This window comes from Serratia sp. BNK-4 (assembly GCF_048685115.1).
Classification (GTDB): domain Bacteria; phylum Pseudomonadota; class Gammaproteobacteria; order Enterobacterales; family Enterobacteriaceae; genus Serratia; species Serratia bockelmannii.
Genome location: NZ_JBLQTM010000001.1, coordinates 82,877 through 109,263 on the forward strand (window position 1 = coordinate 82,877; position 26,387 = coordinate 109,263).

Sequence of the window (26,387 nt, forward strand, 5' to 3'; positions counted from 1 at the left end):
ACTTTATCGAATGAAAGAACTCGTTTTACCTCTGCCGGACGAGGCAGCGACTGTCGCTTTGGGCACCACTTTGGCCAAGGCCTGCGATCGCGCCAGCGTCATCTATCTCTACGGCGACCTGGGCGCCGGTAAAACCACCTTCAGCCGTGGTTTCCTGCAGGCGTTGGGGCATCAGGGCAACGTCAAAAGCCCAACCTACACGCTGGTGGAACCCTATGCCTTGCAGCCGCTGGCGGTGTATCACTTCGATCTGTATCGCCTGGCCGATCCGGAAGAGCTTGAATTTATGGGCATTCGCGATTACTTCGCGCAAGACGCCATCTGCCTGGTCGAATGGCCGCAGCAGGGCACTGGCGTGCTGCCGGAGCCGGATCTGGCGCTGCACCTCAGCTATCAGGGCGAGGGGCGAGAGGCGAAGATCGAGGCGATTTCCGCATACGGCAGCCAGCTGTTAGACCGCATTCATGGATCACAGGGATGATGCTGCAATGACGCATGTGTTGAAAAAATTTGCGGTCATCATGCTGATCGCCGTGCTGGGGCCGCTCGGCGCGTTGAACGCGCTGGCGGCGTCCTCGCTGTCCGATATCAAAGTGTCCAACGCCCAACGCGAAGCGACGGTGTCGGTGAGCTTCAATGGTCCGCCGGACTACGCGTTTTTCCCGCTGCACGGCCCGGAGCGCGTGGTGCTTGACGTCAACCAGAAAGGCAAGGTCGGCGGCCTGCCGCTCAATTTCAGCGGCCAAAACCTGGTGAAGAGCATTCGCTCCAGCGCGCCGAAAGACGCTCAGAGCGTGCGTTTGGTGTTTGATCTGACGCAGCGCGCCAAAACCCGCGTCGCCACCCGCCAGAACGGCGGCGTGCACACCGTAGTGTTCACTATCACGGCCGAAGGCAGTGCCAATACCGTAGTGCGTAAAGCGCCGGTTGCGGTCAATCCACCGCCGCGTCAGGCGCCCGTCACGGTCAGCCAGCCACCGCGCCAGGCGCCGGTGGCGGTGCGTGAAGCGCCGGAGCCGCCGCTGCGCAAAGCGCCGACGGGATCGAATCCGTTTACCAATAAACAGACCGTGGTTGCAGGCACCGCCACCGAGGTGACGCCGCGCAGTAGCCGCGTTTCCGCCGGTTCCGGCGATCGGGTGGTGGTAGCGATCGACGCCGGCCACGGCGGCCAGGATCCGGGCGCCATTGGCCCGAGCGGACTGAAAGAAAAGAACGTCACCATCGCCATCGCGCGCCGCCTGCAGGCGATGCTGGACGCCGATCCGCAGTTCAAACCGGTGCTGACGCGTAACGGCGACTATTTCATCTCGGTCATGGGGCGTTCCGACGTTGCGCGTAAACAGGGTGCCAACGTGCTGGTCTCCATCCACGCCGACGCCGCGCCGAACCGCAGCGCCAGCGGGGCTTCCGTCTGGGTGCTGTCCAATCGCCGCGCCAACAGCGAAATGGCCGGCTGGCTCGAACAGCATGAGAAGCAGTCTGAGTTGCTCGGCGGCGCCGGCGATTTGCTGGCCAACAGCCAGGCCGATCCTTATCTGAGCCAGGCGGTGTTGGACCTGCAGTTCGGCCACTCGCAGCGCGTCGGGTACGATGTGGCGGTGAAGGTGCTGCAGCAGCTGCAGAGCGTCGGATCGTTGCATAAACGCCGGCCGGAACACGCCAGCCTGGGTGTATTGCGTTCGCCGGATATTCCCTCGCTGCTGGTGGAAACCGGATTTATCAGTAATAGCACGGAGGAGCGGCTGCTGGGCAGTAGCGCGTATCAGGAGAAGATTGCCAAGGCCATTCATAACGGCCTGCGCAGCTACTTCCTGGCGCATCCGCTGCAAGCCGACCCAAAGGTGGAAAACCGACCGCTGGACGTCGCAGCGGCGGTTAACACCTCAACACCAGACGTGCGCCAGCCGGAGCCTATCGTGAGCTCGGCCGGCGCGAGCCGCAGCGTAAGCGGCAAGACTCAGATCCATGTGGTGAAACGGGCGGAGACGCTGTCCGGCATCGCCGACAGCTACGGCACGACCATGGCGGCGCTGCGGGATCTGAACAAACTGAAAAAAGACGGCGTGTGGGTCGGGCAACGTCTGAAGGTGCCGGCGGGGAAAACCGCCGCCGTCACCGCCGTCGCCAAGGCGAAAACGCCGGCGAAGAAGCCGTCTAAACATAAAGTGGCCCGCGGGGACACGCTGTCCTCTATCGCTTCTCGTTATGGGGTCAGCGTCGGCGATCTGAAACGGGTCAATAATCTGAAGTCGGACGTCGCGCCGCTGGACCGGACGCTGACCATTCCGCAGGCCTAGCGCCACCGCTACAGGAGTCAGCATGCCTATCCAGGTGTTACCGCCACAGCTCGCCAACCAGATCGCCGCCGGAGAGGTGGTTGAACGCCCCGCGTCGGTCGTCAAAGAGCTGGTGGAAAACAGTCTGGACGCCGGTGCGACGCGCATCGATATCGATATCGAACGCGGCGGTGCCAAGCTGATCCGCATTCGCGATAACGGCTGCGGCATCGGCAAGGGCGATTTGGCGCTGGCGCTGGCGCGGCACGCTACCAGTAAAATCAGCACGCTCGATGACCTGGAAGCGATCGTCAGCCTCGGTTTTCGCGGCGAAGCGCTGGCCAGTATCAGCTCGGTTTCCCGTTTGACCCTGACGTCGCGCACCGCCGAACAAAGCGAGGCGTGGCAAGCCTATGCCGAAGGGCGCGAGCAGGCGGTGACGGTCAAACCCGCCGCGCACCCGGTCGGCAGTACGCTGGAAGTGCTGGATTTGTTTTACAACACGCCGGCGCGCCGCAAGTTCATGCGTACCGAGAAAACCGAATTCGGCCATATCGATGAAGTGGTGCGGCGCATCGCGCTGGCGCGTTTCGATGTGGCGATCAACCTCAGCCACAACGGCAAACTGATCCGCCAATACCGGGCGGCGAAAGAAGAGAGCCAGCACGAACGCCGTTTGGGCAGCATCTGCGGCCCGGCGTTTTTACAGCATGCGCTGAACATCGACTGGCAACACGGCGATCTGAGTATCCGCGGCTGGGTGGCGGATCCGGCGGGGGCGCGCCAGCTGGGTGAGATGCAATACTGCTACGTCAATTGCCGCATGATGCGCGATCGCTTGATCAATCACGCGATTCGTCAGGCCTATCAGGATCAGTTAAAAGACGATCAGCAGCCCGCTTACGTGCTGTATCTGGAAGTCGACCCGCACCAGGTGGACGTCAACGTTCATCCCGCCAAGCACGAGGTGCGTTTCCATCAGGCGCGGCTGGTACACGATTTTATCTACCAGGCGGTGACCACCGTGCTGCAACAGGCCAGTCAGACACCGTCGCTGCCGCTGGCGGAAACGCCCGCGCCGGTCTGGCAGCAGGAAAACCGCGTCGCCGCCGGCGGCAACCATTTTTCTCAGCCTGCGCCGCGTCGCGAAACGCCGTCATCGGCCGGCGCCGTCCGCGAGCGCGCGCCGCAGCCCGGTTGGCAAACGGCGGGCGGTTACCAGAAACGCGAAGGCGAGCTGTACGGCAAACTGATGCAGCCCGCCACCGAGCCACCGGCCGATGCGACGCCGGAAGTGTCGAGCAAGCCGCCGCTGTTCCCGCCGGCGAAAGCCGCCGTGGAAACGCCGTTGGCGAGCGGACAACACAGCTTTGGCCGGGTGCTGATGATCCATCCGCCGTGCTACGCGCTGATTGAACAGCGCCAGCAGCCGGCGTTGCTCAATCTGACGGTGGCCGAACGCTGGTTGCGCCAGGCGCAGCTCAATCCGCCGACGGAAGGGCTGCGGCCGCAACCGCTGCTGATACCGATCAAGCTGACGTTGGATAAGAACGAAGCGGCGGCCATTGCACGGCATCAGGCGCTGCTGACGATGATGGGGCTGGATCTGCAGACGGATCACGGCCGTGTGACGCTGCGCGCAGTGCCTTTACCATTACGCCAACAAAATTTACAAAAACTGATACCCGAACTGTTAGGCTATCTGGCCGAACATCAGGAGATGTCGCCCGCGGTGCTGGCCACCTGGCTCGCTCGCCGTCTTGGCAGCGAACATGAACAGTGGAACACCTCGCAAGCGATACAATTGCTGACCGACGTTGAACGACTTTGCCCGCAGCTGGTCAAATCGCCACCGAGCGGACTTTTACAACCCGTTGATTTACAGGCCGCACTGGCGGCCCTCAAGCATGACTAACACTGAAATGACACCACGTCCCCCGGCTATTTTCATCATGGGGCCGACCGCCTCAGGCAAGACCGCGCTGGCGATCGCGCTGCGCGAACGCCTGCCGGTGGAACTGATCAGCGTCGATTCCGCGCTGATTTACCGCGGCATGGATATCGGCACCGCCAAGCCGAGCGCCGAAGAATTGGCGCAGGCGCCGCATCGGCTGATCGATATTCGCGATCCCGCCGAAGCTTACTCGGCCGCGGAGTTCCGCGCCGACGCGCTGAAGGAGATGGCCGATATCACCGCCGCCGGGCGCATTCCGCTGCTGGTCGGCGGCACCATGTTGTATTTCAAGGCGTTGCTGGAAGGATTGTCGCCGCTGCCCTCCGCCGATCCCGCGGTGCGCGAGCGCATCGAACGCCAAGCGGCGGAGCAGGGCTGGGAGGCGCTGCACCGTCAGTTACAGGCGATCGATCCCGTCGCGGCAGTGAGAATTCATCCGAATGATCCGCAGAGACTGTCCAGAGCACTGGAAGTTTTTTTTATTTCGGGTAAAACTTTAACGGAACTGACTCAAATTTCGGGTGAATCGTTACCGTATCAAGTTCACCAATTTGCGATAGCGCCGACCAGCCGTGAGTTGATCCATCAACGCATCGAGCTGCGGTACCATCAAATGTTGGCGGCGGGTTTTGAGACGGAAGCGCGTGCACTTTTCGCACGGGGTGATTTGCATACGGACTTGCCCTCCATTCGCTGTGTCGGTTACCGCCAGATGTGGTCATACTTGTCTGGTGAAATTAGTTACGATGAGATGGTTTATCGTGGTATTTGCGCAACACGTCAGTTGGCTAAACGTCAGATGACCTGGTTACGGGGTTGGGAGTCGGTCCATTGGTTGGACAGTGAAAAGCCGGGAGAGGCTTTGGACTCGGTGACACAGGTTGTTAGTGCATAGGTTGGGTGATTGTGTACAATTGCTGAGTATTCAGCGCGCAAATTTTTTACGTCGTTTATTTTAGAGCCGACAGGTTCTTAGTTACAAACAACAAGCAAATAAGGAAAAGATAGAATGGCTAAGGGGCAATCTTTGCAAGATCCGTTCCTGAACGCATTGCGTCGTGAACGTGTTCCGGTTTCTATTTATTTGGTGAATGGTATTAAGCTGCAAGGCCAGATTGAGTCTTTTGACCAGTTTGTCATCCTGTTGAAGAACACGGTTAGCCAGATGGTGTACAAGCACGCTATCTCTACCGTTGTCCCGTCACGCCCGGTTTCGCATCACAGCAACAACCCGAGCGGCGGTTCAAGCAACTATCACCATGGCAACAATCCGTCTGCGCAGCAACAGCCGCAGCAGGAAAGCGATGACGCTGAATAAAGCGCGTTGCAAGTCAACCATGACGGGGAGCATAAGCAGCCGCGGGCTGTTTATGTCCCCCAAACTCACGGTGAGTGTCCGTTTGAGAGGTTGCACGCTTGTTTGACCGTTATGAAGCCGGTGAGCAGGCCGTACTGGTTCATATCTATTTCTCGCAAGACAAAGATACGGAAGACCTCAACGAGTTCGAATCGTTGGTTTCTTCAGCCGGTGTCGAAGCTTTGCAAGTGGTGACTGGTAGCCGCAAAGCCCCGCATCCGAAGTACTTTGTCGGCGAAGGAAAGGCCGAAGAAATTGCAGATGCGGTGAAAGCCAGCGGCGCGTCTGTTGTCCTGTTTGATCATTCCCTTTCCCCGGCGCAGGAAAGAAACCTCGAGCGCCTGTGCGAATGCCGGGTGATCGATCGCACCGGGCTGATTTTAGACATCTTCGCCCAGCGTGCCCGCACCCATGAAGGTAAGCTGCAGGTGGAGCTGGCGCAGTTGCGTCACATCGCCACGCGTCTGGTACGCGGTTGGACGCACCTGGAGCGGCAAAAAGGGGGGATTGGCCTGCGCGGGCCGGGGGAAACCCAGCTTGAGACCGACCGTCGCCTGTTGCGCGATCGCATCAGCTTGATTCTGCGCCGCCTCGAGCGGGTAGAAAAGCAGCGTGAACAAGGCCGACGCGCGCGGACCCGTGCCGATGTGCCGACCGTATCGCTGGTGGGCTACACCAACGCCGGCAAATCCACCCTGTTTAACCGAATAACGTCTGCCGAGGTGTATGCGGCGGACCAGCTATTTGCCACCCTGGATCCTACGTTGCGGCGCATTGACGTGCCGGACGTGGGGGATACCGTGTTGGCGGATACCGTAGGCTTTATCCGGCACCTGCCGCACGATCTGGTGGCCGCCTTCAAGGCGACGCTGCAGGAAACGCGCCAGGCGTCTTTGCTACTGCACGTCATCGATGCCGCAGATCCGCGCGTCGATGAGAACATCGAAGCGGTGAACACCGTGCTGGCGGAGATAGACTCGGATGAAATTCCTACACTGTTAGTGATGAACAAAATAGATATGCTGGACGATTTTGTGCCGCGTATCGACCGCAACGACGAAAACCTGCCGATCCGGGTGTGGCTGTCCGCCGCCAGCGGAGAGGGTATTCCGTTGCTGTATCAGGCGTTGACGGAGCGCTTATCGGGGGAGATCGCGCATTACGAATTGCGCTTACCGCCACGGGCAGGCCGTCTTCGCAGCCGTTTTTACCAGCTTCAGGCGATTGAAAAAGAGTGGAACGAAGAGGACGGCAGCATTGGCGTGGTGGTGCGAATGCCGATCGTCGAATGGCGTCGTCTCTGCAAGCAAGAACAGGACCTGATTGACTTTATCGTATGATCATATCCTGTTACATTTATGCTTCGCGAAAGCCTGAAGTACCCAATCACAGAATATGGAGCTAAAACATGGCGTGGAATCAGCCCGGTAATAACGGACAGGACCGCGACCCGTGGGGGAGCAGCAATAATAATGGCGGCAACTCTGGCGGTAACAACAAAGGCGGTCGTGATCAAGGGCCACCTGATTTGGACGATATCTTCCGCAAACTGAGCAAGAAATTGAGCGGTTTCGGCGGGGGCAAAGGCTCCAACAGCAATAGCGGCGGCACCGGCACCTCTGGTCCGGGCTTCAGCGGCCGCATTATCGGTATCGCGGCGGTTGCCGTGGTGGTGATCTGGGCCGCCAGCGGCTTCTACACCATCAAGGAAGCCGAACGCGGCGTTGTGACGCGTTTCGGTAAGTTCAGCCACCTGGTGCAGCCGGGCCTGAACTGGAAGCCGACCTTCATCGATGACGTGCGTCCGGTGAACGTGGAGTCCGTGCGCGAGCTGGCGGCGTCCGGCGTGATGCTGACCTCCGATGAAAACGTGGTGCGCGTGGAAATGAACGTGCAGTACCGCGTGACCAACCCGGAAGCGTACCTGTTCAGCGTCGTCAATGCCGACGACAGCCTGAGCCAGGCGACCGACAGCGCCCTGCGCGGCGTGATCGGCAAATACTCGATGGACCGCATCCTGACCGAAGGCCGTACCGTGGTGCGTAACGATACGCAGCGCATGTTGGAAGAGACTATTCGTCCTTACAACATGGGTATCACGTTGCTGGACGTCAACTTCCAGGCGGCGCGTCCACCGGAAGAGGTGAAGGCGTCGTTCGACGATGCGATCGCTGCGCGTGAGAACGAGCAGCAATACATCCGTGAAGCGGAAGCTTACGCCAACGAAGTTCAGCCGCGTGCGAACGGCCAGGCGCAGCGTCTGCTGGAAGACTCCAAGGCTTATAAAGACCGTACCGTCCTGGAAGCTCAGGGTGAGGTGGCGCGCTTTGCCAAGCTGTTGCCGGAATACAAGTCCGCACCGCAGATTACTCGCGAGCGTCTGTATATCGAAACCATGGAAAAAGTGCTGGGCCATACCCGTAAGGTGTTGGTGAGCGACAAAGGCAACAACCTGATGGTGCTGCCGCTGGATCAGATGCTGCGCGGTCAAGGCGCGGCAACGGAGAGCGGCAACAAGGATACCAGCCTGATTCGCCTCAATCCGAATCCTGCGCCGGCTGCCAACAGCAGCGCTCCGCGTACCAGCGGCGGTTCGATTATGGATCAGCGCCGGGCGAATGCGCAGCGTGACGACACCACTCGCGTAGGGAGAGAGTAATCAATGCGTAAGTCTTTTGTAGTTATTGTCCTCGCGGTGCTGGTGGTGCTGTACGCTTCGCTGTTCGTGGTGCAGGAAGGCCAGCGCGGCATCGTGCTGCGCTTCGGCAAGGTTCTGCGCGACGGCGAAAACAAGCCGCTGGTGTATGCGCCGGGTCTGCACCTCAAGATCCCGTTCATCGAGACCGTGAAGAACCTGGATGCGCGTATTCAGACCATGGATAACCAGGCTGATCGCTTCGTGACCAGCGAGAAGAAAGACCTGATCGTCGATTCCTATCTGAAGTGGCGTATCAGCGACTTCAGCCGCTACTATCTGGCGACCGGCGGCGGCGACGTCTCCCAGGCCGAAGTGCTGCTGAAACGCAAGTTCAGCGACCGTCTGCGTTCCGAAATCGGCCGTCTGGACGTGAAAGACATCGTGACCGACTCGCGCGGCAAGCTGATGTCTGACGTGCGTGACGCGCTGAACACCGGCACCGTGGGTGACGGCGAAGAAGTGGCGACCACCGAAGCCGATGACGCTATCGCCTCTGCGGCGGCGCGCGTTGAACGGGAAACCACCGGCAAACAGCCGCAGGTTAACCCGAACAGCATGGCGGCGTTGGGCATCGAGGTGATCGACGTACGTATCAAGCAGATCAACCTGCCGGCCGAAGTGTCCGACGCCATCTACCAGCGTATGCGCGCCGAGCGTGAAGCGGTAGCCCGTCGTCTGCGCTCGCAGGGCCAGGAAGAAGCTGAGAAACTGCGCGCCAGCGCGGACTACGAAGTGACCCGTACCTTGGCGGAAGCCGAGCGTCAGGCGCGTATCACCCGCGGTGAAGGCGATGCCGAAGCGGCTAAACTGTTCGCCAACGCGTTCAGCCAGGATCCGGACTTCTATGCCTTTATCCGCAGCCTGCGTGCCTATGAAGCCAGCTTCAAGGACAACCAGGACGTGCTGGTACTGAGCCCGGACAGCGATTTCTTCCGCTACATGAAGTCGCCTGATACCCTGCGCAAATAAGCGCGGCAGGCGATCTGACCGAGGGCCCGTTTACGCGGGCCCTTTCTCGTTTTTGGGGGATGCATGAACTCAACGATTTGGCTGGCGCTCGGGCTGGTCCTGGTGCTGGAAGGGTTAGGGCCGATGCTGTTTCCGCAGGCCTGGCGCAAAATGATTGTGGCGATGTCGCAGCTGCCGGACGCGACGCTGCGGCGATTTGGTGGTGGAATAGTGGTTGCGGGCTGCGTGATCTACTACATGTTGAGCGGCCGCACGGGTCTTTAAAGTCTAGCCCAAAATTTATGCAATCGTATGCTAAAAGTGCTGAAAATCGAAAATTACGGTGGTAGAATCCATTTTTAAGCAATCGGTGATTTTGAAAAATGGGTAAGAACGTCGTCGTACTGGGCACCCAATGGGGTGACGAAGGTAAAGGCAAGGTTGTAGACCTGCTGACTGAACGGGCTCAATATGTTGTGCGCTACCAAGGTGGCCATAACGCTGGCCACACTCTGGTAATCAACGGTGAAAAAACCGTCCTTCATTTAATTCCTTCAGGTATTCTGCGTGAAAACGTCACCAGCATCATCGGCAACGGTGTTGTTCTGGCGCCGGACGCGTTGATGAAAGAAATGGGTGAACTCGAAGCGCGTGGCATCCCGGTACGCGAACGTCTGTTACTCTCTGAAGCTTGCCCGCTGATCCTGCCTTACCACGTTGCGTTGGACAACGCGCGTGAGAAAGCGCGCGGCGCGAAAGCGATCGGCACCACCGGTCGCGGCATTGGCCCGGCTTACGAAGATAAAGTGGCTCGTCGCGGCCTGCGCGTCAGCGACCTGTTCAATAAAGAAACCTTCGCCGTTAAGCTGAAAGAGATCGTCGATTACCACAACTTCCAGCTGGTCAACTACTACAAAGTTGAAGCCGTCGATTATCAGGCGACGCTGGACTACGTACTGTCTATCGCCGACATCCTGACCGCCATGGTGGTTGACGTTTCCGAACTGCTGGACGGCGCACGCAAGCGTGGCGACCTGATCATGTTCGAAGGCGCTCAGGGCACCCTGCTGGATATCGACCACGGTACTTATCCGTACGTGACCTCTTCCAACACCACCGCCGGCGGCGTGGCTACCGGTTCCGGCATTGGCCCGCGTTATGTGGACTACGTGCTGGGCATCGTGAAAGCCTACTCCACTCGCGTGGGTGCCGGCCCGTTCCCAACCGAACTGTTCGATGAAACCGGCGAGTACCTGTGCAAGCAGGGTAACGAGTTCGGCGCCACCACCGGCCGTCGTCGTCGTACCGGCTGGTTGGACGCGGTAGCGGTGCGTCGCGCGGTGCAGATCAACTCCCTGTCCGGCTTCTGCCTGACCAAACTGGACGTCCTGGACGGCCTGAAAGAAGTGAAGATCTGCGTGGGCTACCGCATGCCGGACGGCCGCGAAGTGGACACCACTCCGCTGGCGGCTGAAGGTTGGGAAGGCATCGAGCCTATCTACGAAATCATGCCGGGCTGGAGCGAAACGACCTTTGGCGTGAAAGAGCACAGCAAGCTGCCTCAGGCTGCGCTGAACTACATCAAGCGCATCGAAGAAGTGACCGGCGTACCGGTAGACATCATCTCTACTGGCCCGGACCGCAGCGAAACCATGATCCTGCGCGACCCGTTCGACGCATAATCAGGCTTTGCGGCATTAAACAAACCGGGCGCGTCCCGGTTTGTTTTTATCCTGACTCCCTCCGATTGCGGTTTCACGTCAAAAAATCCTTTCATAAACTCGCCTTAGGGCGCGGGATCCGCTAAATAATTAGCGACGAACTCTCCGGCTGGTTTATTATCCAATGAGTAATCTTTTGAATAGCGCCGAAAAGCGGCGTATCAGACGGGTAAAGTGATACCCAGAGGTAAGATGTGCAGTTAACAAGTTTTACTGATTATGGCCTGCGGGCGTTGATCTACATGGCCTCGTTGCCGCAGGACAAGATGACCAACATCTCGGAAGTGACAGAGGTTTATGGCGTGTCCCGCAACCATATGGTGAAGATCATCAATCAGTTGAGCCGGGTCGGTTTTGTCACGGCGGTGCGCGGTAAGCATGGCGGCATTCGTTTGGGTAAACCGGCCGAGAGCATTCGCCTCGGTGACGTCGTGCGGGCGCTGGAGCCGCTTGCGCTGGTTAACTGCAGCAGTGATTTTTGCCACATCACCCCTGCCTGCCGATTGAAGCAGGTGCTCCAACAGGGCGTACAGAATTTCCTTGAAGAGCTGGATAAGCATACGTTGGCCGACATGGTCGAAGACAATCCGCCGCTCTACAAGCTATTGCTTGTCGAATAAAACGACGTTGAGAAGACAAGGCTCAACGTCATCCTGCTGATGACAACGGAGGAACCGCAATGTCACAAGATCCATTCCTGGAACGAGAAGCAGAAAAATACGAATCCCCTATCCCCAGCCGTGAATATATCCTGGCCCATTTGGCGAAACGAGAAACGCCGGCCAGTCGCGAAGAACTGGGCAACGAATTGGGCCTCAGCGGTGAAGAGCAGCTGGAAGCGCTGCGTCGCCGCCTGCGCGCCATGGAGCGCGATGGCCAGTTAGTGTTTACCCGCCGCCAGTGCTATGCGCTGCCGGAGCGTTTGGATCTGCTGCGCGGCACGGTGATCGGCCACCGCGACGGCTACGGCTTCCTGCGCGTTGAAGGCAGCAAAGACGATCTGTACCTGTCTGCCGAACAGATGAAAATGGCGATCCACGGTGATGTGGTGCTGGCGCAGGCGCTGGGTGCGGACCGTAAAGGGCGCCGCGAAGCGCGCATCGTGCGCGTGCTGGTGCCGAAAACCAGCCAGATTGTCGGCCGCTTCTTCATGGACGCCGGTACCGGCTTCGTGGTGCCGGACGACAGCCGTCTGAGCTTCGATATTCTGATCCCAGCCGACAGCGTCAGCGGCGCGCGCATGGGCTTTATGGTGGTGGTGGAGCTGACTCAGCGCCCGACCCGCCGTACTAAGGCGGTCGGCAAGATCGTCGAGATCCTCGGCGACAAAATGGGCACCAGCATGGCGGTGGACATCGCGCTGCGCACCCATGAGATCCCGCATACCTGGCCGCCGCAGGTGGAAAAGCAGGTGGCCGATCTCAGCGAGCAGGTGCCGGAAGCGGCCAAGAAGGGCCGCGTCGATCTGCGCAAACTGCCGTTGGTCACCATCGACGGTGAAGATGCGCGCGACTTCGACGACGCCGTGTACTGCGAGAAAAAACGCGGCGGCGGCTGGCGCCTGTGGGTCGCGATCGCCGACGTCAGCTACTATGTGCGTCCACGCACCGCGCTGGATGACGAAGCGCGCAGCCGTGGCAACTCGGTCTACTTCCCGTCGCAGGTGATCCCGATGCTGCCGGAAGTGCTGTCCAACGGACTGTGCTCCCTGAACCCACAGGTCGATCGCCTGTGCATGGTATGCGAGATGACCATCTCTGCCCAGGGGCGCCTGTCCACGGCCAAATTCTACGAGGCGGTGATGAGCTCGCACGCCCGCCTGACCTATAACAAGGTGTGGCACATTCTGCAGGGCGATCAGGAGCTGCGCGAGCATTACCACCCGCTGGTCAAGCACCTGGAAGAGCTGCACACGATGTATAAGGTGCTGGATAAGGCGCGCGCCGAGCGCGGCGGCATCGCGTTTGAAACCGAAGAAGCCAAGTTCATCTTCAACGCCGAACGCCGTATCGAACGCGTGGAGCCGACGGTGCGCAACGACGCCCACAAGCTGATCGAAGAGTGCATGATCATGGCCAACGTGGCGGCCGCGCGCTTTGTCGAGAAACGCAACGAGCCGGCGCTGTACCGCGTGCACGATCGTCCGAGCGATGACCACATCTCCGCGCTGCGCAGCGTGCTGAGCGAACTGGGCCTGACGCTGGGCGGCGGCAACAAACCGCAGCCGAAGGACTATGCGGTGCTGATGGATGAAGTGTCCGAGCGCCCTGACCACGAAATGCTGCAAACCATGTTGCTGCGCTCGATGAAGCAGGCGATTTACGATCCGGAAAACCGCGGCCACTTCGGTCTGGCGCTGGCGTCTTACGGCCACTTCACCTCGCCGATCCGCCGTTATCCGGATCTGGCGCTGCACCGCGCGATCAAATACCAGCTGGCCAAAGAACACGGCGAGCCGAAAGAGCGCTGGACGCCGACCGGCGGCTGGCACAGCGAATTCGAAGAGATGCTGCAGCTGGGCGAGCACTGTTCGATGACCGAGCGCCGTGCGGATGAAGCGACGCGCAACGTCGCCGACTGGCTGAAGTGCGACTTCATGCAGGATCACGTCGGTGAAGTGTTCAGCGGCATCATCTCCAGCGTGACCGGCTTCGGCTTCTTCGTGCGCCTGAACGATCTGTTCATCGACGGGCTGGTGCACGTATCAACGCTGGATAATGATTACTATCGCTACGATAATATCGGCCAGCGCCTGATCGGCGAGTCTTCCGGCACGGTCTATCGCCTGGGGGATACGGTGGAGATCCGCGTGGATGCGGTGCATATGGACGAGCGCAAGATCGACTTCGCGCTGGTGTCCAGCACCCGCAAAGCACGCGGTGAAGGCAAAACCGAGCGCGATCGCGCCAAGAAGGGCGGCCAACGCACGCTGCGCGACAGTGGCAATGCGGGGCGCGGCAAACGCCGCGGCGGCAAACCGCCGGCCAACTTCGAGCCGGACAGCGCCTTCCGTAAGCAGGATGACGCCAAGCCCGCGGACAACGTGAAGAAGGCGAAAAAGAAAGCCAAGAAAGCGTCCGACAAAACGCGGAAAATCGCGGCGGCGACCAAAGCCAAACGCGCAGCCAAGAAGAAAGGTGCCGAGCAGGCTTAACCTGCCGCACATCGTTATCATCGGCCGGTTATCGCCGGCCGCACGAATTTAAAAGAGCATCATGAGCGAAATTATTTACGGCATCCACGCCGTCAAAGCCCTGTTAGAGCGCGATCCGCAACGCTTCCTGGAAGTGTTTATCCTGAAAGGCCGCGAAGATCGCCGTCTGCAACCGCTGATCGCCGAGCTGGAAGCGACCGGCATCGTGATCCAGGTGGCGAACCGCCAATGGCTGGATGACAAGGTTGAAGGCGCGGTGCACCAGGGGATCATCGCCCGGGTGCGCGAAGGGCGTCAGTATCAGGAGAACGATCTGCCGGGCCTGCTGGAAAGCGTGGCGACCCCGTTCCTGCTGGTGCTGGACGGCGTGACCGACCCGCATAACCTCGGTGCCTGCCTGCGCAGCGCCGACGCAGCCGGCGTGCACGCGGTGATCGTGCCGCGCGACCGTTCCGCCCAGCTGAACGCCACCGCCAAGAAAGTGGCCTGTGGTGCCGCCGAAAACGTGCCGTTGATCCGCGTGACCAACCTGGCACGTACGCTGCGTCTGCTGCAAGAGATGAATGTCTGGGTGGTGGGCACCGCCGGCGAAGCCGACCATACGCTGTATCAGAGCAAAATGACCGGCCCGATGGCGCTGGTGATGGGCGCGGAAGGCGAAGGCATGCGTCGCCTGACTCGCGAACACTGCGACGAGCTGATCAGCATCCCGATGGCCGGCACCGTCTCTTCGCTGAACGTGTCGGTCGCCACCGGCATCTGCCTGTTCGAAGCGGTGCGTCAGCGCGGCTGATTCTTCTGACGGGGGCCCCGTGCCCCCGTTAATTCCCCCTCTTGTGATCCCGCCTGCGGCAGAAATCTCTGCGCCGACCATACTTATCCCTGACGCTTTTTTCAGGGAGCACTCTCATGGTCTGGACTACGCACACCGTTTTTAACCAACCCAAGCCGCTGGGCAACAGCAACCTGTTTCTCTCCGATACGCCGCTGCGCGAAGCGTTGCAGCGTGAACAAGGCGGTTGGGACGCCGAGGTATTGGCCTCGCTGGGCCAGCAGCTCGGTACCCAGGAGTCGCTGGAGCTGGGGCGGCTGGCTAACGCCAACCCGCCGGAACTGTTGCGCTACGACGCCACTGGCCAGCGGCTGGATGACGTTCGCTTTCACCCCGCCTGGCATATTCTGATGCAGGGCCTGATCGCCAATCGGGTGCACAACCTGCCCTGGCAGGAGGATGCGCGCATCGGTTCCTTCGTGGCGCGCGCCGCGCGCTTTATGCTGCATGCGCAGGTCGAGGCCGGCACGCTGTGCCCGGTGACCATGACCTTCGGCGCCACGCCGCTGTTGCTGCAGGCTTTACCGGCCGAGTTTCGCTCCTGGCTGACGCCGCTGCTGTCGGACCGTTATGACGCTCACCTGCTGCCGGGCGGGCAAAAGCGCGGCCTGCTGATCGGCATGGGCATGACGGAGAAACAGGGCGGCTCCGATGTCTTGAGCAATACCACCACCGCCACGCCGCTCGGCGCGCGCGGGCCGGGCGAAGCCTACCGGCTGGTGGGGCACAAGTGGTTCTTCTCGGTGCCGCAGAGCGATGCGCACCTGGTGCTGGCGCAGGCCGAAGGCGGGCTGTCCTGCTTCTTCCTGCCGCGCATTTTGCCGGACGGCAGCCGCAACGCCATTCGCCTTGAGCGGTTGAAAGACAAACTGGGCAACCGCTCCAACGCCAGCAGCGAGGTGGAGTTTCAGGATGCCACGGCCTGGCTGCTGGGCGATGAGGGCGACGGCGTGCGGCATATCCTGAAGATGGGCGGCCTGACCCGTTTCGACTGTTCGTTGGGCAGCCACGGCCTGATGCGCCGCGGGCTGTCGGTGGCGCTGTATCATGCGCTGCAGCGGCAGGCGTTCGGCAAGCTGTTGATAGAACAACCGCTGATGCGCCAGGTCTTGGCGCGCATGGCGCTGCGGCTGGAAGGGCATACCGCGTTGCTGTTCCGGCTGGCTCGCGCCTGGGAAAGCCGCAGCAATGAAGGCGAACTGATCTACAGCCGTCTGCTGACGCCGGCGGCCAAATACAGCATTTGCCGCCAGGGCATGCCGTTCATCGCCGAGGCGATGGAGGTGCTGGGCGGCATCGGTTACTGCGAGGAGAGTGAACTGCCGCGCCTGTACCGTGAAATGCCGGTGAACAGCATCTGGGAGGGCTCTGGCAACATCATGTGTCTGGACGTGTTGCGCAGCCTGCACAAACTGCCGGGCGCGCTCGAGATGTTGCAGTTCGAGCTGCAGCCGGTGCGCGGCCAGAATCGGTTGTTCGATCGCGCCTGGCGGCAGTGGCAGCAGCGTGCCCGGCAACCGCGTGAAGAGATGGGGCGGCTGCTGACCCAGCAGCTGTTCGACCTGTGCTGCGCCGCGCAGCTGCTGCAGCACGCCAGCCCGCAGATCGCCGACGCCTGGTGTCATCTGACGCTGGATCACCGTGGCGAGAGCCTGCTGTCGGCCGAGGTGTGCGAACTGCTGCTGAGTCGCGCCATCGGCGGTTAGGGAAAAGGGTGGCGCCCGGCGGCGAAAACCTTTTTAATTCAGCCTCACTCTGACAGGAAAATGCACATGGATATTCTCAGCGCGTTGGCGGCGTTTGCCTCTTACTTCTTCAGCGGCTTCGCCATGATTTTGGTGTTTCTGTTCGTCTATACCCGTATCACCCCGCACGATGAATGGGCGCTGATCAAGGCCGATAATCAATCCGCCGCCTTTGCTTTCATCGGCGCCTGCCTGGGGTATGTGATCCCGTTGGCCAGCGCGGCGATCAACTCGATCAGCCTGCTGGATTACCTGCTGTGGGGCGTAGTGGCGCTGGTGGTGCAACTCTTGCTGTTCGCGGCCGTGAAGATCTACATGCCGCGTATCAGCGAAAAGATCGAAGCGAATCACCTGGCCGCCGGGATTTTCCTGGGGGGCGTCTCCGTTAGCGGCGGCGTGTTGAATGCGGCTTGCATGAGCTATTAAAGGTATAAGATGGCGGAGGCGCGCCAGCCAAGCGGGTGCGCCTGTTCTTCCATCCGCAGGATGCGGTAATAGCTGGCGCCGTGTTGGTCGGCGGTGCGGGCAATGGCCAGTTCCGCTTCCTGCGGCGAACCGGGCAGATCGTTGAAAGTGATCTCGGCGATTTCACTGAGCGGCGTCACGCGATCGGCGGGCGCCAGCTCGGCGGACTGTGCGCCGGTGCTGAGCAATCCCATGGAAAGCAAGAGGGAGGTGAGTGCGGTGGAGCGTTTCATGGCGTTCCCCTTCGTCAGATCCTGAATCGACACCCGCAACATGCGGCATGCTGTCCCTCAGTGTGCAACACCCTTCTTCAGCCAGTGCAAAGCCAGTGTAAATCTGCTTAAAAAATCCCCGCCTTAACGATACAGGATCGCCTGGGAATACCATTGGCCCGGCACGACGGTTTCGCTGTTCATGATGATCACGTAATAACGGGCGCCGGCGGCGGTGGCCTTGCGTTGGATCTCCGCTTCCACGTCCATCGGACTGCCGCGCACCACGGCGGTGATGGTGCCCATTTTCGCCAGTGCGGCGGTCTGCGCGCGTACGATCTCCTGCGCCTGTGCGGTGGGGGGCGGTGGCGGTTTCGGCGTGGTGGTCATGATGCCGCAGGCGGAAAGCTGTGCGGCCAGCGTCAGGGCGATGAGTGTGCGGACTAGCGTCATGGTGACCTCGAAAGAGCCGGTGCGATGGCTTCAGTGTAACGCAATATAAGCTGTAACAGATTGAGCTAACGCTGCTTCGCGCAAGTTTGTCATGATTAAGGCCAACAGGTGGAGTGAGGATGAACGGATGATCGAAATTCATGACGAGCGAGTGGGCGATATCGCGGTGATCCATGCGGTGCCGGCGGGGCAGTATCATCGGCCGCTGCCGACGGTGTTCTTCTGCCATGGTTATACCTCGTCGAAAGAGGTGTACGCCTACTTCGCCTATGCGCTGGCGCGTGCCGGTTTTCGGGCGGTGTTGCCGGATGCCGATCGGCACGGCGAGCGATTCGACGGCGATGAGGCGCAGCGCCTGGCGTCATTCTGGGAGATCCTGCGCAGCAATATCGACGAACTGCCGCAGATCAAGGCGCATTTCGAGCGGCTTGGCCTGATCGTCGACGGCCGCATCGGCGTCGCCGGCGCCTCAATGGGCGGCATGACCGCGCTGGGCGCCTTCGCGCGCTTTCCGTGGATCCGGGCGGCCGCCAGCCTGATGGGCTCAGGCTATTACCGTGCGCTGGCGCAAACGCTGTATCCGCCGTTGGGCGAAGAGGGCGAGGCACTCTCGCCGGCGGCGTTTGCGGCGCGCACCGCCGTGTTGGCGGAGTATGAGCTGGAAGGGCGTTTGGAGACGATCGCCGGGCGGCCGCTGCTGCTGTGGCACGGCGAGACGGACGACGTGGTGCCGGCGGCGGACAGCCTGCGTTTGGCGGCTGAACTGCGGCAGCAAGGCGCAGATGGCCGCTTGACGTCGCTCGTCGAGCCGGGCGTGAAGCACCGCATCACGCCGCTGGCGCTGTCCGCTACCACCGATTTCTTCCTCCGCGAGCTGTAATACGCATCCGGGCGCGATGCGTGGAATTGCGCCGCTCTCTGCGGGCTGTTTCGGTCATTGTTTGACGCATGGAGGAGGAGAATGTCAGCGTGAATTCTTTCAGGGCAGCAAGGAGCGGAGAGCATGATAAAGGGTATCAGCAATACGGCCGAGACAGCGCGCGGGCTGGTGGGAACGATGAAAGTGCGCGCCGATCTTAACTCAGCGGCCTTCAGCGAGATGTTGGGGGCAGCCGACTGCAAGGTGCGGCAAAACAAGGCGGATCCGCTGTCGCGCATCACCGCGCAGACGGTGCAAAACATGACGGCGCTGTTTGCCTTCGCGCCGAAAGCGGCGGCCACTCACACCGCGGCGGCCGGTACGCTCTCCTTCGAGCAGCGGGTGACGCTGACGCAAAGCGCCGAGCTGCTGCAAACGCGGACAAACTATCTGCGGATGGCGCTGCAATTGCACAATCCGGGCAAAGCGTTCAGCGCGCCGGCGTTGCTCAAGCTGTGACAGGTGAGAAAGTGGAGCGCCCGACAAGCGGCGCTCCGGCGAGGATTGAGCGGGCTTTCTGATGAAGCCCTGGGGATTTCCCTGGCGTGGCGCGTCTTTTTAGCGGTACAGCTCGGCGCTGACGTGCATCGTGCTGTTGTCGCCCGGTTCGTGCAGGGCGATGATGCGATAAGAGGTCGCGCCGCGTTGATCGGCGATTTTACTGACCTGGCTGCTGGCGTCATCCGGCGAAACCACGTTCTGGTTCAGGGTGACGAAGCCAACGCTCTGGCGTTGATCGGCCTGGTGCGAGCTAATCTCCGTCGCGGCCATCACGTTGGCGGAGAACAGGGCGGCCAGCGCCGTCGCAAGAATAATGCGTTTCATAGTGCCTCTCTTAACCCTTTGCCGTTACGGCCTGACAGCGAGTGTCGCTGCGGCAAAAAGTCATTTATCTGCATTGAATAACCTGAAATCTTTTTCGTCGCGCTGTCTGCGGCGGATATGGTTAATTTTAGTCCGTTACTGCGGATTAAAAAGTGGGGTGTTTTGATGACCTCTTTCAAAAAAAATGAAATAGATTTGTGACTCAGCGCTGATTTCATTGAAAGATTTTTGAAACCCATGGATCGGCGTACATAGGTTCACCCACGAGCAAATCGTGCTATTTCCCATAGCGCCTCGCATTAACGCGAATAAAACCCACGCAGTCCTTGAGTTTCCCGCCCTGCGTCAGTATGATTACGCGTCATTTTTCAGCCGCACACTAAACACGTTCCTTGCTTCCATGGGCCGCGGTTGACCCTGACAGGAGGCTGAATAATCCGTAAGGAGCAATTCGATGCGTCATTACGAAATCGTTTTTATGGTCCATCCTGACCAAAGCGAACAGGTTCCGGGCATGATCGAGCGTTACAGTGCTACCATCACTAACGCGCAAGGTCAGATTCACCGTCTGGAAGACTGGGGCCGCCGTCAGCTGGCTTATCCGATCAACAAACTGCACAAAGCTCACTACGTTCTGCTGAACGTTGAAGCGCCGCAGGAAGCGATCGATGAGCTGGAAACTAACTTCCGCTTCAACGACGCCGTTATCCGCAGCATGGTTATGCGCGTTAAGCACGCGGTAACTGAAGCATCTCCGATGGTTAAAGCGAAAGACGAACGTCGTGGCGATCGCCGCGAAGACTTCGCTAACGAAACCGCAGATGATGCAGATGCTGGGGATTCTGAAGAGTAATTGCCGCCGTGACGGCTAATCGTCTGGTCTTGTCGGGCACTGTGTGCAAGGCGCCGGTTCGAAAAGTGAGTCCTTCCGGGATACCGCACTGCCAATTTGTGCTAGAGCACCGTTCGCAGCAGATGGAAGCCGGATTCAGCAGACAAGCATGGTGCCGAATGCCCGTGGTTGTCAGCGGACAACAGTCACAAGCACTAACTCAAAGATTAACGGTCGGCAGTCAGATTACCGTGCAAGGCTTTGTAAGCTGCCATCAAGGGCGCAACGGGCTGAGCAAATTGGTTCTGCATGCCGAGCAGATTGAATTGATAGATTCTGGAGACTAGCCAAATGGCACGTTATTTCCGTCGTCGCAAGTTCTGCCGTTTCACCGCGGAAGGCGTTCAAGAGATTGACTATAAAGACATCGCTACGCTGAAAAACTACATCACCGAAAGTGGTAAAATTGTACCGAGCCGTATCACCGGTACTCGTGCAAAATATCAGCGCCAGCTGGCCCGTGCTATCAAGCGCGCGCGCTACCTGTCTTTGTTGCCGTACACTGATCGTCATCAGTAATCGGCCACTGTCCATTAACGACTTTGAGAGGATAAGGTAATGCAAGTTATTCTGCTTGATAAAGTAGCAAACCTGGGCAGCCTGGGTGATCAAGTTAACGTTAAAGCGGGCTACGCTCGTAACTTCCTGGTACCACAGGGCAAAGCTGTTCCTGCTACCAAGAAAAACGTTGAGTTCTTCGAAGCACGCCGTGCTGAACTGGAAGCCAAACTGGCTGACGTTCTGGCTGCTGCTGAAGCTCGCGCAACCAAGATCAACGAACTGGGTTCAGTGACCATCGCTTCCAAATCTGGCGACGAAGGTAAACTGTTCGGCTCTATCGGCACCCGCGACATCGCTGACGCAGTGACTGCGGCAGGCGTTGAAGTTGCCAAGAGCGAAGTTCGTCTGCCGAACGGCGTTCTGCGTACCACTGGTGAGCACGAAGTGCACTTCCAGGTACACAGTGACGTGTTCGCACAGCTGAATGTAGTTGTGGTTGCAGAAGCGTAATTTACGCTGCTGTTAACCCGGTTAAAACGCCAGCCTCGCGCTGGCGTTTTGCTTTTCTGCGCCCGGCAAAACGCGCTACGCTTGAAGACGGGATGAAAAGGAGAGCGAGCGATGGCAAAGATTATGCTGCAGCGGGTTTATGACTTCAGCGCGCCGGCGCCGGAACACTGTTATCTGATAGACCGGCTATGGCCGCGCGGTATCAGCAAGGAGCGGCTGACGGGCGTGCAGTGGCTGAAACAGGTGGCGCCGGATGACGAACTGCGCAAGTGGTTCCATCAGCATACCGACCAGTGGACAGTCTTCGAAGAGCGTTACCGCCAACAGCTGGCTACCAACGACGCCTGGCAGCCGCTGGTGGCGCTCTTACGGCAGGGGAAAACGCTGACGCTGCTGTATGGCAGCAAGGACACCGAGCGCAACCAGGGCGTGGTGCTGCGCGAGTTTTTGCTGGCGCAGCTGTAGGGATTAGCGTTCCCGGCGGTAGCTGCCGTCGGCCTGGCGGCGGAACAGCGCCTGGCTGTTGTCCACGGTGGTGACTGACAGCGCGTTAATCACGCCGTTAGCGTCGCGTTCGATGCGCACTTCCTGGCCGGCTTTCATGTTGCTCAGCGGCTTGTCGCCGCCTTCCACCTGCGCCATGGCAAACACTTCATTTACCGGCAGATTGTTATCGCGAAACAGCTGGGCCAGGGTCTGACCTGGCTGGATTTGGTAACGCTGCCAGTTGCCCGCCGGCGTCGGTTCGCTGGCTGAAGTGGTACCGCCGCCGTTTTGCAGATCGGCCTGCAGTGGCACGCTGGTTTCTTGGTGGGAGACCGGGAACGGCTGTCTTTCGGGCGAATAGGGCCACAGCAACGCCAACAGCAGAATGATGCCAAAGATCAGCACCCAGCGGCGGTGAAAGTAGGGCAGCGGCTCCATCCAATGGAAACGGTCCGGCAGATGCCAGACTTTGGCCAGCAGCGCTTTGAGCTGCTGCATTTTATCGTTGGCCGACGGTGGCTCCGATGGCGGTTCCGCGCCTTCAGACGTGGGTGCGGCGCCCGGTTTCAGGCGCTGGCTGACGTTCAGCCAGGTGCGCAGCAGCGGCTGGTAGATGCGGGTGGTTTTCCTTCTCCTGGGCGCGATTCTGCCCATGGTGACCTCTCTTCGACGGCGTAATAATGAGCGCGGCGCGGCAAGCGCGTTGCCTGCCCGATATCCTGCTTTCAGTATAGTCCGCTAACTGATTGAAGTGAAAGGCGGCTGAGCGGCAGGGCCGGCGTTTGCGGCTGCGGGCGTTAACAGAAGGTTATTGTTTCTTTTTCTACGACAAAAGTCATCATTCTCCACACAAGATTTTACCCGGCATTGACGCGCTGTTATGCTGCGCTTTCGACTTTTTACAGACTTAAGGAAAACCCCATGACAACCCCTTCTTTTGACAGCGTTGAAGCGCAAGCAAGTTACGGGATTGGTTTACAGGTCGGCCAGCAGCTGCAAGAGTCCGGGCTGGAAGGTTTGCAACCGGAAGCTTTGCTGGCGGGTCTGCGCGACGCGCTGGAAGGGAATGCCCCGGCGGTTCCGGTAGACGTGGTGCACCGTGCGCTGCGTGAAATCCACGAGCGTGCGGATGCGGTGCGCCGCGAGCGCCAGCAGGCGATGGCCGTTGAAGGCCAGAAATTCCTGGACGACAACGCCAAGCGCGACGACGTGACGCTGACCGAGTCTGGCCTGCAGTTCTCCGTACTGGAGCAGGGCAACGGCCCAATCCCGTCCCGTCAGGATCGCGTGCGTGTGCACTACACCGGTCGTCTGATCAACGGCGACGTGTTCGACAGCTCGGTCGAGCGTGGCCAGCCGGCAGAATTCCCGGTCAGCGGCGTGATCCCAGGCTGGATTGAAGCGCTGACCCTGATGCCGGTCGGTTCCAAATGGCAGCTGTATATCCCGCACAACCTGGCCTACGGCGAACGTGGCGCAGGCGCGTCCATCCCGCCGTTCAGCGCGCTGGTGTTCGACGTCGAGCTGCTGGAAATCCTGTAATCCTACCGAAGATTGCTCTGGGCGCCTTTATGGCGCCCTTGTTTTATGCGCCGCTCAGCGCGCGCGGGAACAGCAGATTGTTTTCCAGGCTGATGTGCTCCATCAGATCGCCGATGAACTCGTCGAGGCCGTTGTACAGCGCCCGCCAGGTGGTGCAGGCGCCCTCCGGTGGCGTCACGTTATCGGTGAGGAACTTCACCACCTCCAGTTGTTCACCCGCCTCGTCATGCTCATGTTCCATCACTGAGATCGGTCCGGCGGCCTGCGGCCCCATGCCTTGTTTGATCAGCGGGAACAGGATCTGTTCCTCTTTCATCATGTGATTCTCCAGATCCAGGCGGATCAGGTTCAGCTGCTTCGCCAGTCCGCGCGGGCAGGTGGGTTTGTCACCGTGCACACGTTCGACTTTTTCCGCCATCAGCACCAGTTCGGCCAGCTGCTCGCGGTGCCGCTGATGAAAGCGCGGCAGAATGTAATCAATTACTTCACCGAGCGGCGCCGTGCGCCAGTCCCGACTCTGCTCCGGTGTGGCGGCCAGGGCGGCCAGTTCGTTTTCCAGTGTGTCGATATCCAGCCCTTTGCGCTCGGCGGCGCGTGCCAGCGATTGCCGGCCTCCGCAACAGAAATCCAGCTGATGCTGGCGAAACAGGCGGGATGCCCGGGGAATGGCGATAGCGAGCGCGCCAAGGGATTGATTGCGGTAATCCATGGTAGTGCCTCTTTAAACGAAGGGATTTTATAACATGCATTTTAAATGCAATTTAAAGGGCGCGCCAGCGGGAAAATAGAGGTGATGGCCGGGGGAGTGCCCCGGCCTGGTGATTATTTCGCGCTTAAATCGATGCGATAGACCGCGAAACCGATACGGTCATTGCCTTCGGCGGTCATCGGGTATTGGGCGTGCTCTTTGATAAACGCCGTCGCTTTGTCCGAAGGCGAGGTCTCGAAGCGAATATCCAGCGGCTGCTTGCTGCTGAAGTTAGCCAAACGCCAATTGTTGTCCGCCTGCGGGCGCACCGCGCCATGCCGCTGGGTTTCGGCGCTGATGTAGGTCGCCAGCACCGAGCGGTTTTCATCCGGCGAAGCGAAGGCGATATGTTTGTCGCCGGTGCCGGCAAACTTGCCGCCGTAGGCGCGATAGTTGTTGGTGGCAACCAGGAAGGTGGCGTTCGGATCGATAGGCTTGCCGTTAAAGGTCAGCTGTTTGATACGCTCCGCCTTCTCGTTGATCAGCTGGCATTCGCCGTCGTAACGCGCCGGCTGGCTGACGTCGATCTGGTAGTTGACGCCGTCGATCACGTCGAAGTTATAGGTGCGGAAGCCGTCCCAGTTGATCAAGCCCTGCGGCTTGGCGCTGTTGACGTCGATCTGGTTGAACTGGCCGGCGGAGCACTCCAGCCACTCTTTCACCTCTTTGCCGCTGGCCTTCACCACCACCAGCGTATTGGGGTAGAGATAGAGATCGGCGGCGTTGCGGAAGGTGAGCTGGCCTTTTTCCACTTCGACGAAGCTGGCGGGATCGTTCTTGCGGCCGCCGACCTTGAACGGCGCCGCCGCCGACAGCACCGGCAGATCGGCCAGGTCCGGATCGCCCTGGATGTAATGTTCGACGTAGGCCTTCTGCGCATTGTTGACGATCTGCACCGTCGGATCGTCCTGCACCAGCGCCAGGTAGCTGTACATGTTGCCGTCGGATTTACCGATCGGCTGGCTGACGAACTCGCGCGTGCCTTTGTGATCGTCCGCCAACACCTTCACCAGCGCGGCATCTTCCGCCGCCAGCGATGTCTTGTTCTCTTTATCGTAGATCGGCCGTGCTTCCGCTTTGGCGGCGGTCACTTTCCAACTGCCGTTATCGTTGTTGAGCTGCAGATCGACCACGCCGAGATGATCGCCCCATTGGCCCGGCATCACCGCCGGTACGCCGTTCAGCAGGCCTTTGTCGATATCCGCGCCTTTGATGTTGGCGAAGTCTTTGCTCGGGAACACCGCATGGGCGTGACCGAACATGATGGCGTCGATGCCCGGCACCTGGCTGAGGTAGTAGACTGAGTTCTCCGCCATTGCCTTGTAAGGCTCGCTGGACAGCCCGGAATGCGGGATCGCCACCACCAGATCGGCGCCCTGTTTACGCATTTGCGGCACGTAGCGCTTGGCGGTGGCGGTGATGTCGTCCACCGTCACCTTGCCCTGCAGGTTGGCTTTGTCCCACACCAGGATCTGCGGCGGCACGAAGCCGATATAGCCGATGCGCAGCGTATGCGCCTTGCCGTCACGATCTTTCACCGGCGTATCGACGATGATGTACGGCGTGAACAGCGGTTTTTGCGTTTTGGCGTCGATGACGTTGGCGTTGATATACGGGAATTTGGCGCCGGCGATGGCGTTCTTCAGATAGTCCAGCCCGTAGTTGAACTCATGGTTGCCGATGTTGCCGACGACGTAGTCCAGCGTGTTCATCGCCTTATAGACCGGGTGCACGTCACCCGGTTTCAGCCCCTTGGCTGCCATGTAGTCGCCGAGCGGGCTGCCCTGAATGATGTCGCCGTTGTCCACCAACACCGCGTTGGCGGCCTGCTGGCGCGCCTGTTGGATCAGGCTGGCGGTGCGCACCAGGCCGAATTTGTCGGTCGGCGTGTCCTTGTAGTAATCGAAGTCCATCATGTTGCTGTGCAGATCGGTGGTTTCCAGCACGCGCAGATCGACGGTCGCCGCCTGCGCCGAGGCGCACACCAGCAGCGCAAGCGCGGACAGCGTCAGTGGATGCTTCATCATTTGGGGTTCTCTCCATTCCATTATTCGAGTGTTATCGCAGAGGGAAATGTAATTAACACTGCTTGCCACAGTAAACTGTGAAGTGTGGCAGAAAACGGGAGCAGGTAACGCGGGGAAGT

29 protein-coding genes are annotated in these 26,387 nt (G+C 59.9%); 23 read left to right on the forward strand and 6 right to left on the reverse strand.

The genetic code is table 11. The features are described from left to right. The first annotated feature begins 10 nt into the window (after positions 1-10). From tsaE to ACMGGW_RS00430, 15 genes are all read left to right on the forward strand, one after another. The gene (gene tsaE / locus ACMGGW_RS00360) at positions 11-481 is read left to right on the forward strand and encodes a tRNA (adenosine(37)-N6)-threonylcarbamoyltransferase complex ATPase subunit type 1 TsaE (protein WP_025305017.1); all 471 of its coding nucleotides are present in this window, start codon (positions 11-13) and stop codon (positions 479-481) included. Positions 482-488: 7 nt separating this feature from the next. After that, positions 489-2,300: an N-acetylmuramoyl-L-alanine amidase AmiB gene (gene amiB, locus ACMGGW_RS00365; protein ID WP_025305018.1), complete on the forward strand. Its 1,812-nt coding sequence runs from the start codon at positions 489-491 to the stop codon at positions 2,298-2,300. Between the two features lie 22 nt (positions 2,301-2,322). Beyond that, complete coding sequence (mutL, locus tag ACMGGW_RS00370; RefSeq protein WP_025305019.1) at positions 2,323-4,194, forward strand: DNA mismatch repair endonuclease MutL; 1,872 nt, start codon at positions 2,323-2,325, stop codon at positions 4,192-4,194. Further along, positions 4,187-5,128: a tRNA (adenosine(37)-N6)-dimethylallyltransferase MiaA gene (gene miaA, locus ACMGGW_RS00375; protein ID WP_025305020.1), complete on the forward strand. Its 942-nt coding sequence runs from the start codon at positions 4,187-4,189 to the stop codon at positions 5,126-5,128. Before mutL ends, miaA begins: the two co-directional genes overlap by 8 nt. Before the next feature lie 114 nt (positions 5,129-5,242). Further along, positions 5,243-5,551 carry an RNA chaperone Hfq gene (gene hfq / locus ACMGGW_RS00380; RefSeq protein ID WP_004933678.1) on the forward strand — a complete coding sequence of 103 codons (309 nt, stop codon included), beginning with the start codon at positions 5,243-5,245 and terminating at the stop codon, positions 5,549-5,551. Between the two features lie 98 nt (positions 5,552-5,649). Beyond that, entirely contained in the window at positions 5,650-6,930 is a 1,281-nt protein-coding gene (gene hflX / locus ACMGGW_RS00385) for a ribosome rescue GTPase HflX (RefSeq protein ID WP_004933675.1), read from the forward strand. 68 nt (positions 6,931-6,998) lie between these two features. Continuing rightward, positions 6,999-8,249, forward strand: a complete 1,251-nt coding sequence (hflK, locus tag ACMGGW_RS00390; RefSeq protein WP_025305021.1) for an FtsH protease activity modulator HflK — start codon at positions 6,999-7,001, stop codon at positions 8,247-8,249. Between the two features lie 3 nt (positions 8,250-8,252). Further along, positions 8,253-9,257 carry a protease modulator HflC gene (hflC, locus tag ACMGGW_RS00395; RefSeq protein ID WP_004933669.1) on the forward strand — a complete coding sequence of 335 codons (1,005 nt, stop codon included), beginning with the start codon at positions 8,253-8,255 and terminating at the stop codon, positions 9,255-9,257. A 63-nt stretch (positions 9,258-9,320) separates the two neighbouring features. Beyond that, positions 9,321-9,521, forward strand: coding sequence for a DUF2065 domain-containing protein (locus ACMGGW_RS00400; protein ID WP_004933666.1), 201 nt, complete (start codon positions 9,321-9,323; stop codon positions 9,519-9,521). Between the two features lie 98 nt (positions 9,522-9,619). After that, entirely contained in the window at positions 9,620-10,918 is a 1,299-nt protein-coding gene (locus tag ACMGGW_RS00405) for an adenylosuccinate synthase (protein ID WP_025305022.1), read from the forward strand. A gap of 233 nt (positions 10,919-11,151) precedes the next feature. Then, complete coding sequence (gene nsrR / locus ACMGGW_RS00410) at positions 11,152-11,577, forward strand: nitric oxide-sensing transcriptional repressor NsrR (protein WP_025305023.1); 426 nt, start codon at positions 11,152-11,154, stop codon at positions 11,575-11,577. 59 nt (positions 11,578-11,636) lie between these two features. After that, positions 11,637-14,111 carry a ribonuclease R gene (rnr, locus tag ACMGGW_RS00415; RefSeq protein ID WP_197832099.1) on the forward strand — a complete coding sequence of 825 codons (2,475 nt, stop codon included), beginning with the start codon at positions 11,637-11,639 and terminating at the stop codon, positions 14,109-14,111. Between the two features lie 61 nt (positions 14,112-14,172). Continuing rightward, positions 14,173-14,904, forward strand: a complete 732-nt coding sequence (gene rlmB / locus ACMGGW_RS00420; protein WP_025305025.1) for a 23S rRNA (guanosine(2251)-2'-O)-methyltransferase RlmB — start codon at positions 14,173-14,175, stop codon at positions 14,902-14,904. 116 nt (positions 14,905-15,020) lie between these two features. Then, a complete protein-coding gene (locus ACMGGW_RS00425) occupies positions 15,021-16,649 on the forward strand; it encodes an isovaleryl-CoA dehydrogenase (RefSeq protein ID WP_060433975.1) in 1,629 nt (542 codons plus the stop codon). Between the two features lie 66 nt (positions 16,650-16,715). Further along, positions 16,716-17,114 carry a DUF350 domain-containing protein gene (locus ACMGGW_RS00430; RefSeq protein WP_016929354.1) on the forward strand — a complete coding sequence of 133 codons (399 nt, stop codon included), beginning with the start codon at positions 16,716-16,718 and terminating at the stop codon, positions 17,112-17,114. On the opposite strand, the gene ACMGGW_RS00435 is transcribed toward ACMGGW_RS00430, so the two are convergent. Further along, positions 17,111-17,386: a DUF1471 domain-containing protein gene (locus tag ACMGGW_RS00435; RefSeq protein WP_025305027.1), complete on the reverse strand. Its 276-nt coding sequence runs from the start codon at positions 17,384-17,386 to the stop codon at positions 17,111-17,113. The genes ACMGGW_RS00430 and ACMGGW_RS00435 overlap by 4 nt on opposite strands. A gap of 123 nt (positions 17,387-17,509) precedes the next feature. Continuing rightward, positions 17,510-17,818: a biofilm peroxide resistance protein BsmA gene (gene bsmA / locus ACMGGW_RS00440; protein WP_025305028.1), complete on the reverse strand. Its 309-nt coding sequence runs from the start codon at positions 17,816-17,818 to the stop codon at positions 17,510-17,512. 127 nt (positions 17,819-17,945) lie between these two features. Here bsmA and yjfP point away from each other — a divergent pair, with 127 nt between their 5' ends. Both yjfP and ACMGGW_RS00450 read left to right on the forward strand, forming a co-directional pair. Beyond that, positions 17,946-18,698 carry an esterase gene (gene yjfP / locus ACMGGW_RS00445; protein WP_025305029.1) on the forward strand — a complete coding sequence of 251 codons (753 nt, stop codon included), beginning with the start codon at positions 17,946-17,948 and terminating at the stop codon, positions 18,696-18,698. 123 nt (positions 18,699-18,821) lie between these two features. Beyond that, positions 18,822-19,196 carry a hypothetical protein gene (locus ACMGGW_RS00450; RefSeq protein ID WP_197832100.1) on the forward strand — a complete coding sequence of 125 codons (375 nt, stop codon included), beginning with the start codon at positions 18,822-18,824 and terminating at the stop codon, positions 19,194-19,196. A 99-nt stretch (positions 19,197-19,295) separates the two neighbouring features. On the opposite strand, the gene ACMGGW_RS00455 is transcribed toward ACMGGW_RS00450, so the two are convergent. Next, complete coding sequence (locus ACMGGW_RS00455) at positions 19,296-19,562, reverse strand: DUF1471 domain-containing protein (protein ID WP_043139300.1); 267 nt, start codon at positions 19,560-19,562, stop codon at positions 19,296-19,298. A 454-nt stretch (positions 19,563-20,016) separates the two neighbouring features. Here ACMGGW_RS00455 and rpsF point away from each other — a divergent pair, with 454 nt between their 5' ends. The 5 genes from rpsF (at position 20,017) to ACMGGW_RS00480 (ending at position 21,930) form a co-directional block, all read left to right on the forward strand. Beyond that, on the forward strand, positions 20,017-20,415 hold the full coding sequence (gene rpsF, locus ACMGGW_RS00460; RefSeq protein ID WP_004933634.1) for a 30S ribosomal protein S6: 399 nt from the start codon (positions 20,017-20,019) through the stop codon (positions 20,413-20,415). Positions 20,416-20,423: 8 nt separating this feature from the next. Continuing rightward, positions 20,424-20,741: a primosomal replication protein N gene (gene priB, locus ACMGGW_RS00465; protein WP_049233092.1), complete on the forward strand. Its 318-nt coding sequence runs from the start codon at positions 20,424-20,426 to the stop codon at positions 20,739-20,741. Positions 20,742-20,745: 4 nt separating this feature from the next. After that, positions 20,746-20,973, forward strand: coding sequence for a 30S ribosomal protein S18 (gene rpsR / locus ACMGGW_RS00470; protein ID WP_000135199.1), 228 nt, complete (start codon positions 20,746-20,748; stop codon positions 20,971-20,973). Positions 20,974-21,012: 39 nt separating this feature from the next. Continuing rightward, a complete protein-coding gene (rplI, locus tag ACMGGW_RS00475) occupies positions 21,013-21,465 on the forward strand; it encodes a 50S ribosomal protein L9 (RefSeq protein WP_004933629.1) in 453 nt (150 codons plus the stop codon). A 111-nt stretch (positions 21,466-21,576) separates the two neighbouring features. Further along, on the forward strand, positions 21,577-21,930 hold the full coding sequence (locus tag ACMGGW_RS00480) for a DUF488 family protein (RefSeq protein ID WP_197832101.1): 354 nt from the start codon (positions 21,577-21,579) through the stop codon (positions 21,928-21,930). Between the two features lie 3 nt (positions 21,931-21,933). On the opposite strand, the gene ACMGGW_RS00485 is transcribed toward ACMGGW_RS00480, so the two are convergent. Beyond that, positions 21,934-22,605, reverse strand: a complete 672-nt coding sequence (locus tag ACMGGW_RS00485) for an OapA family protein (protein ID WP_049205720.1) — start codon at positions 22,603-22,605, stop codon at positions 21,934-21,936. Between the two features lie 267 nt (positions 22,606-22,872). On the opposite strand from ACMGGW_RS00485, the gene fklB reads away from it, so the two are divergent. Beyond that, positions 22,873-23,493, forward strand: coding sequence for an FKBP-type peptidyl-prolyl cis-trans isomerase (gene fklB / locus ACMGGW_RS00490; protein WP_004933618.1), 621 nt, complete (start codon positions 22,873-22,875; stop codon positions 23,491-23,493). A 43-nt stretch (positions 23,494-23,536) separates the two neighbouring features. Here the strand turns inward: fklB and ytfE are convergent, their stop codons facing one another. Both ytfE and ACMGGW_RS00500 read right to left on the reverse strand, forming a co-directional pair. Continuing rightward, positions 23,537-24,202 (reverse strand): iron-sulfur cluster repair protein YtfE, encoded by a 666-nt coding sequence (gene ytfE / locus ACMGGW_RS00495; protein ID WP_025305034.1) that lies wholly within the window; start codon positions 24,200-24,202, stop codon positions 23,537-23,539. Between the two features lie 113 nt (positions 24,203-24,315). Then, entirely contained in the window at positions 24,316-26,268 is a 1,953-nt protein-coding gene (locus ACMGGW_RS00500) for a bifunctional 2',3'-cyclic-nucleotide 2'-phosphodiesterase/3'-nucleotidase (RefSeq protein ID WP_043139292.1), read from the reverse strand. Between the last annotated feature and the right edge of the window lie 119 nt (positions 26,269-26,387).

Excerpts from the sequence above, each read along its gene's own strand:
- rpsF (WP_004933634.1), top strand. The coding sequence starts at position 20,017 with ATGCGTCATTACGAAATCGTTTTTATGGTCCATCCTGACCAAAGCGAA.
- tsaE (WP_025305017.1), top strand. The coding sequence starts at position 11 with ATGAAAGAACTCGTTTTACCTCTGCCGGACGAGGCAGCGACTGTCGCT.
- miaA (WP_025305020.1), top strand. The coding sequence starts at position 4,187 with ATGACTAACACTGAAATGACACCACGTCCCCCGGCTATTTTCATCATG.
- hfq (WP_004933678.1), top strand. The coding sequence starts at position 5,243 with ATGGCTAAGGGGCAATCTTTGCAAGATCCGTTCCTGAACGCATTGCGT.
- fklB (WP_004933618.1), top strand. The coding sequence starts at position 22,873 with ATGACAACCCCTTCTTTTGACAGCGTTGAAGCGCAAGCAAGTTACGGG.
- rpsR (WP_000135199.1), top strand. The coding sequence starts at position 20,746 with ATGGCACGTTATTTCCGTCGTCGCAAGTTCTGCCGTTTCACCGCGGAA.
- mutL (WP_025305019.1), top strand. The coding sequence starts at position 2,323 with ATGCCTATCCAGGTGTTACCGCCACAGCTCGCCAACCAGATCGCCGCC.
- amiB (WP_025305018.1), top strand. The coding sequence starts at position 489 with ATGACGCATGTGTTGAAAAAATTTGCGGTCATCATGCTGATCGCCGTG.
- ACMGGW_RS00425 (WP_060433975.1), top strand. The coding sequence starts at position 15,021 with ATGGTCTGGACTACGCACACCGTTTTTAACCAACCCAAGCCGCTGGGC.
- ACMGGW_RS00480 (WP_197832101.1), top strand. The coding sequence starts at position 21,577 with ATGGCAAAGATTATGCTGCAGCGGGTTTATGACTTCAGCGCGCCGGCG.
- bsmA (WP_025305028.1), bottom strand. The coding sequence starts at position 17,818 with ATGACGCTAGTCCGCACACTCATCGCCCTGACGCTGGCCGCACAGCTT.
- rplI (WP_004933629.1), top strand. The coding sequence starts at position 21,013 with ATGCAAGTTATTCTGCTTGATAAAGTAGCAAACCTGGGCAGCCTGGGT.
- ytfE (WP_025305034.1), bottom strand. The coding sequence starts at position 24,202 with ATGGATTACCGCAATCAATCCCTTGGCGCGCTCGCTATCGCCATTCCC.
- hflK (WP_025305021.1), top strand. The coding sequence starts at position 6,999 with ATGGCGTGGAATCAGCCCGGTAATAACGGACAGGACCGCGACCCGTGG.
- hflC (WP_004933669.1), top strand. The coding sequence starts at position 8,253 with ATGCGTAAGTCTTTTGTAGTTATTGTCCTCGCGGTGCTGGTGGTGCTG.
- rnr (WP_197832099.1), top strand. The coding sequence starts at position 11,637 with ATGTCACAAGATCCATTCCTGGAACGAGAAGCAGAAAAATACGAATCC.
- ACMGGW_RS00450 (WP_197832100.1), top strand. The coding sequence starts at position 18,822 with ATGATAAAGGGTATCAGCAATACGGCCGAGACAGCGCGCGGGCTGGTG.
- rlmB (WP_025305025.1), top strand. The coding sequence starts at position 14,173 with ATGAGCGAAATTATTTACGGCATCCACGCCGTCAAAGCCCTGTTAGAG.
- ACMGGW_RS00430 (WP_016929354.1), top strand. The coding sequence starts at position 16,716 with ATGGATATTCTCAGCGCGTTGGCGGCGTTTGCCTCTTACTTCTTCAGC.
- yjfP (WP_025305029.1), top strand. The coding sequence starts at position 17,946 with ATGATCGAAATTCATGACGAGCGAGTGGGCGATATCGCGGTGATCCAT.
- ACMGGW_RS00455 (WP_043139300.1), bottom strand. The coding sequence starts at position 19,562 with ATGAAACGCATTATTCTTGCGACGGCGCTGGCCGCCCTGTTCTCCGCC.
- ACMGGW_RS00435 (WP_025305027.1), bottom strand. The coding sequence starts at position 17,386 with ATGAAACGCTCCACCGCACTCACCTCCCTCTTGCTTTCCATGGGATTG.
- ACMGGW_RS00405 (WP_025305022.1), top strand. The coding sequence starts at position 9,620 with ATGGGTAAGAACGTCGTCGTACTGGGCACCCAATGGGGTGACGAAGGT.
- ACMGGW_RS00485 (WP_049205720.1), bottom strand. The coding sequence starts at position 22,605 with ATGGGCAGAATCGCGCCCAGGAGAAGGAAAACCACCCGCATCTACCAG.
- ACMGGW_RS00400 (WP_004933666.1), top strand. The coding sequence starts at position 9,321 with ATGAACTCAACGATTTGGCTGGCGCTCGGGCTGGTCCTGGTGCTGGAA.
- ACMGGW_RS00500 (WP_043139292.1), bottom strand. The coding sequence starts at position 26,268 with ATGATGAAGCATCCACTGACGCTGTCCGCGCTTGCGCTGCTGGTGTGC.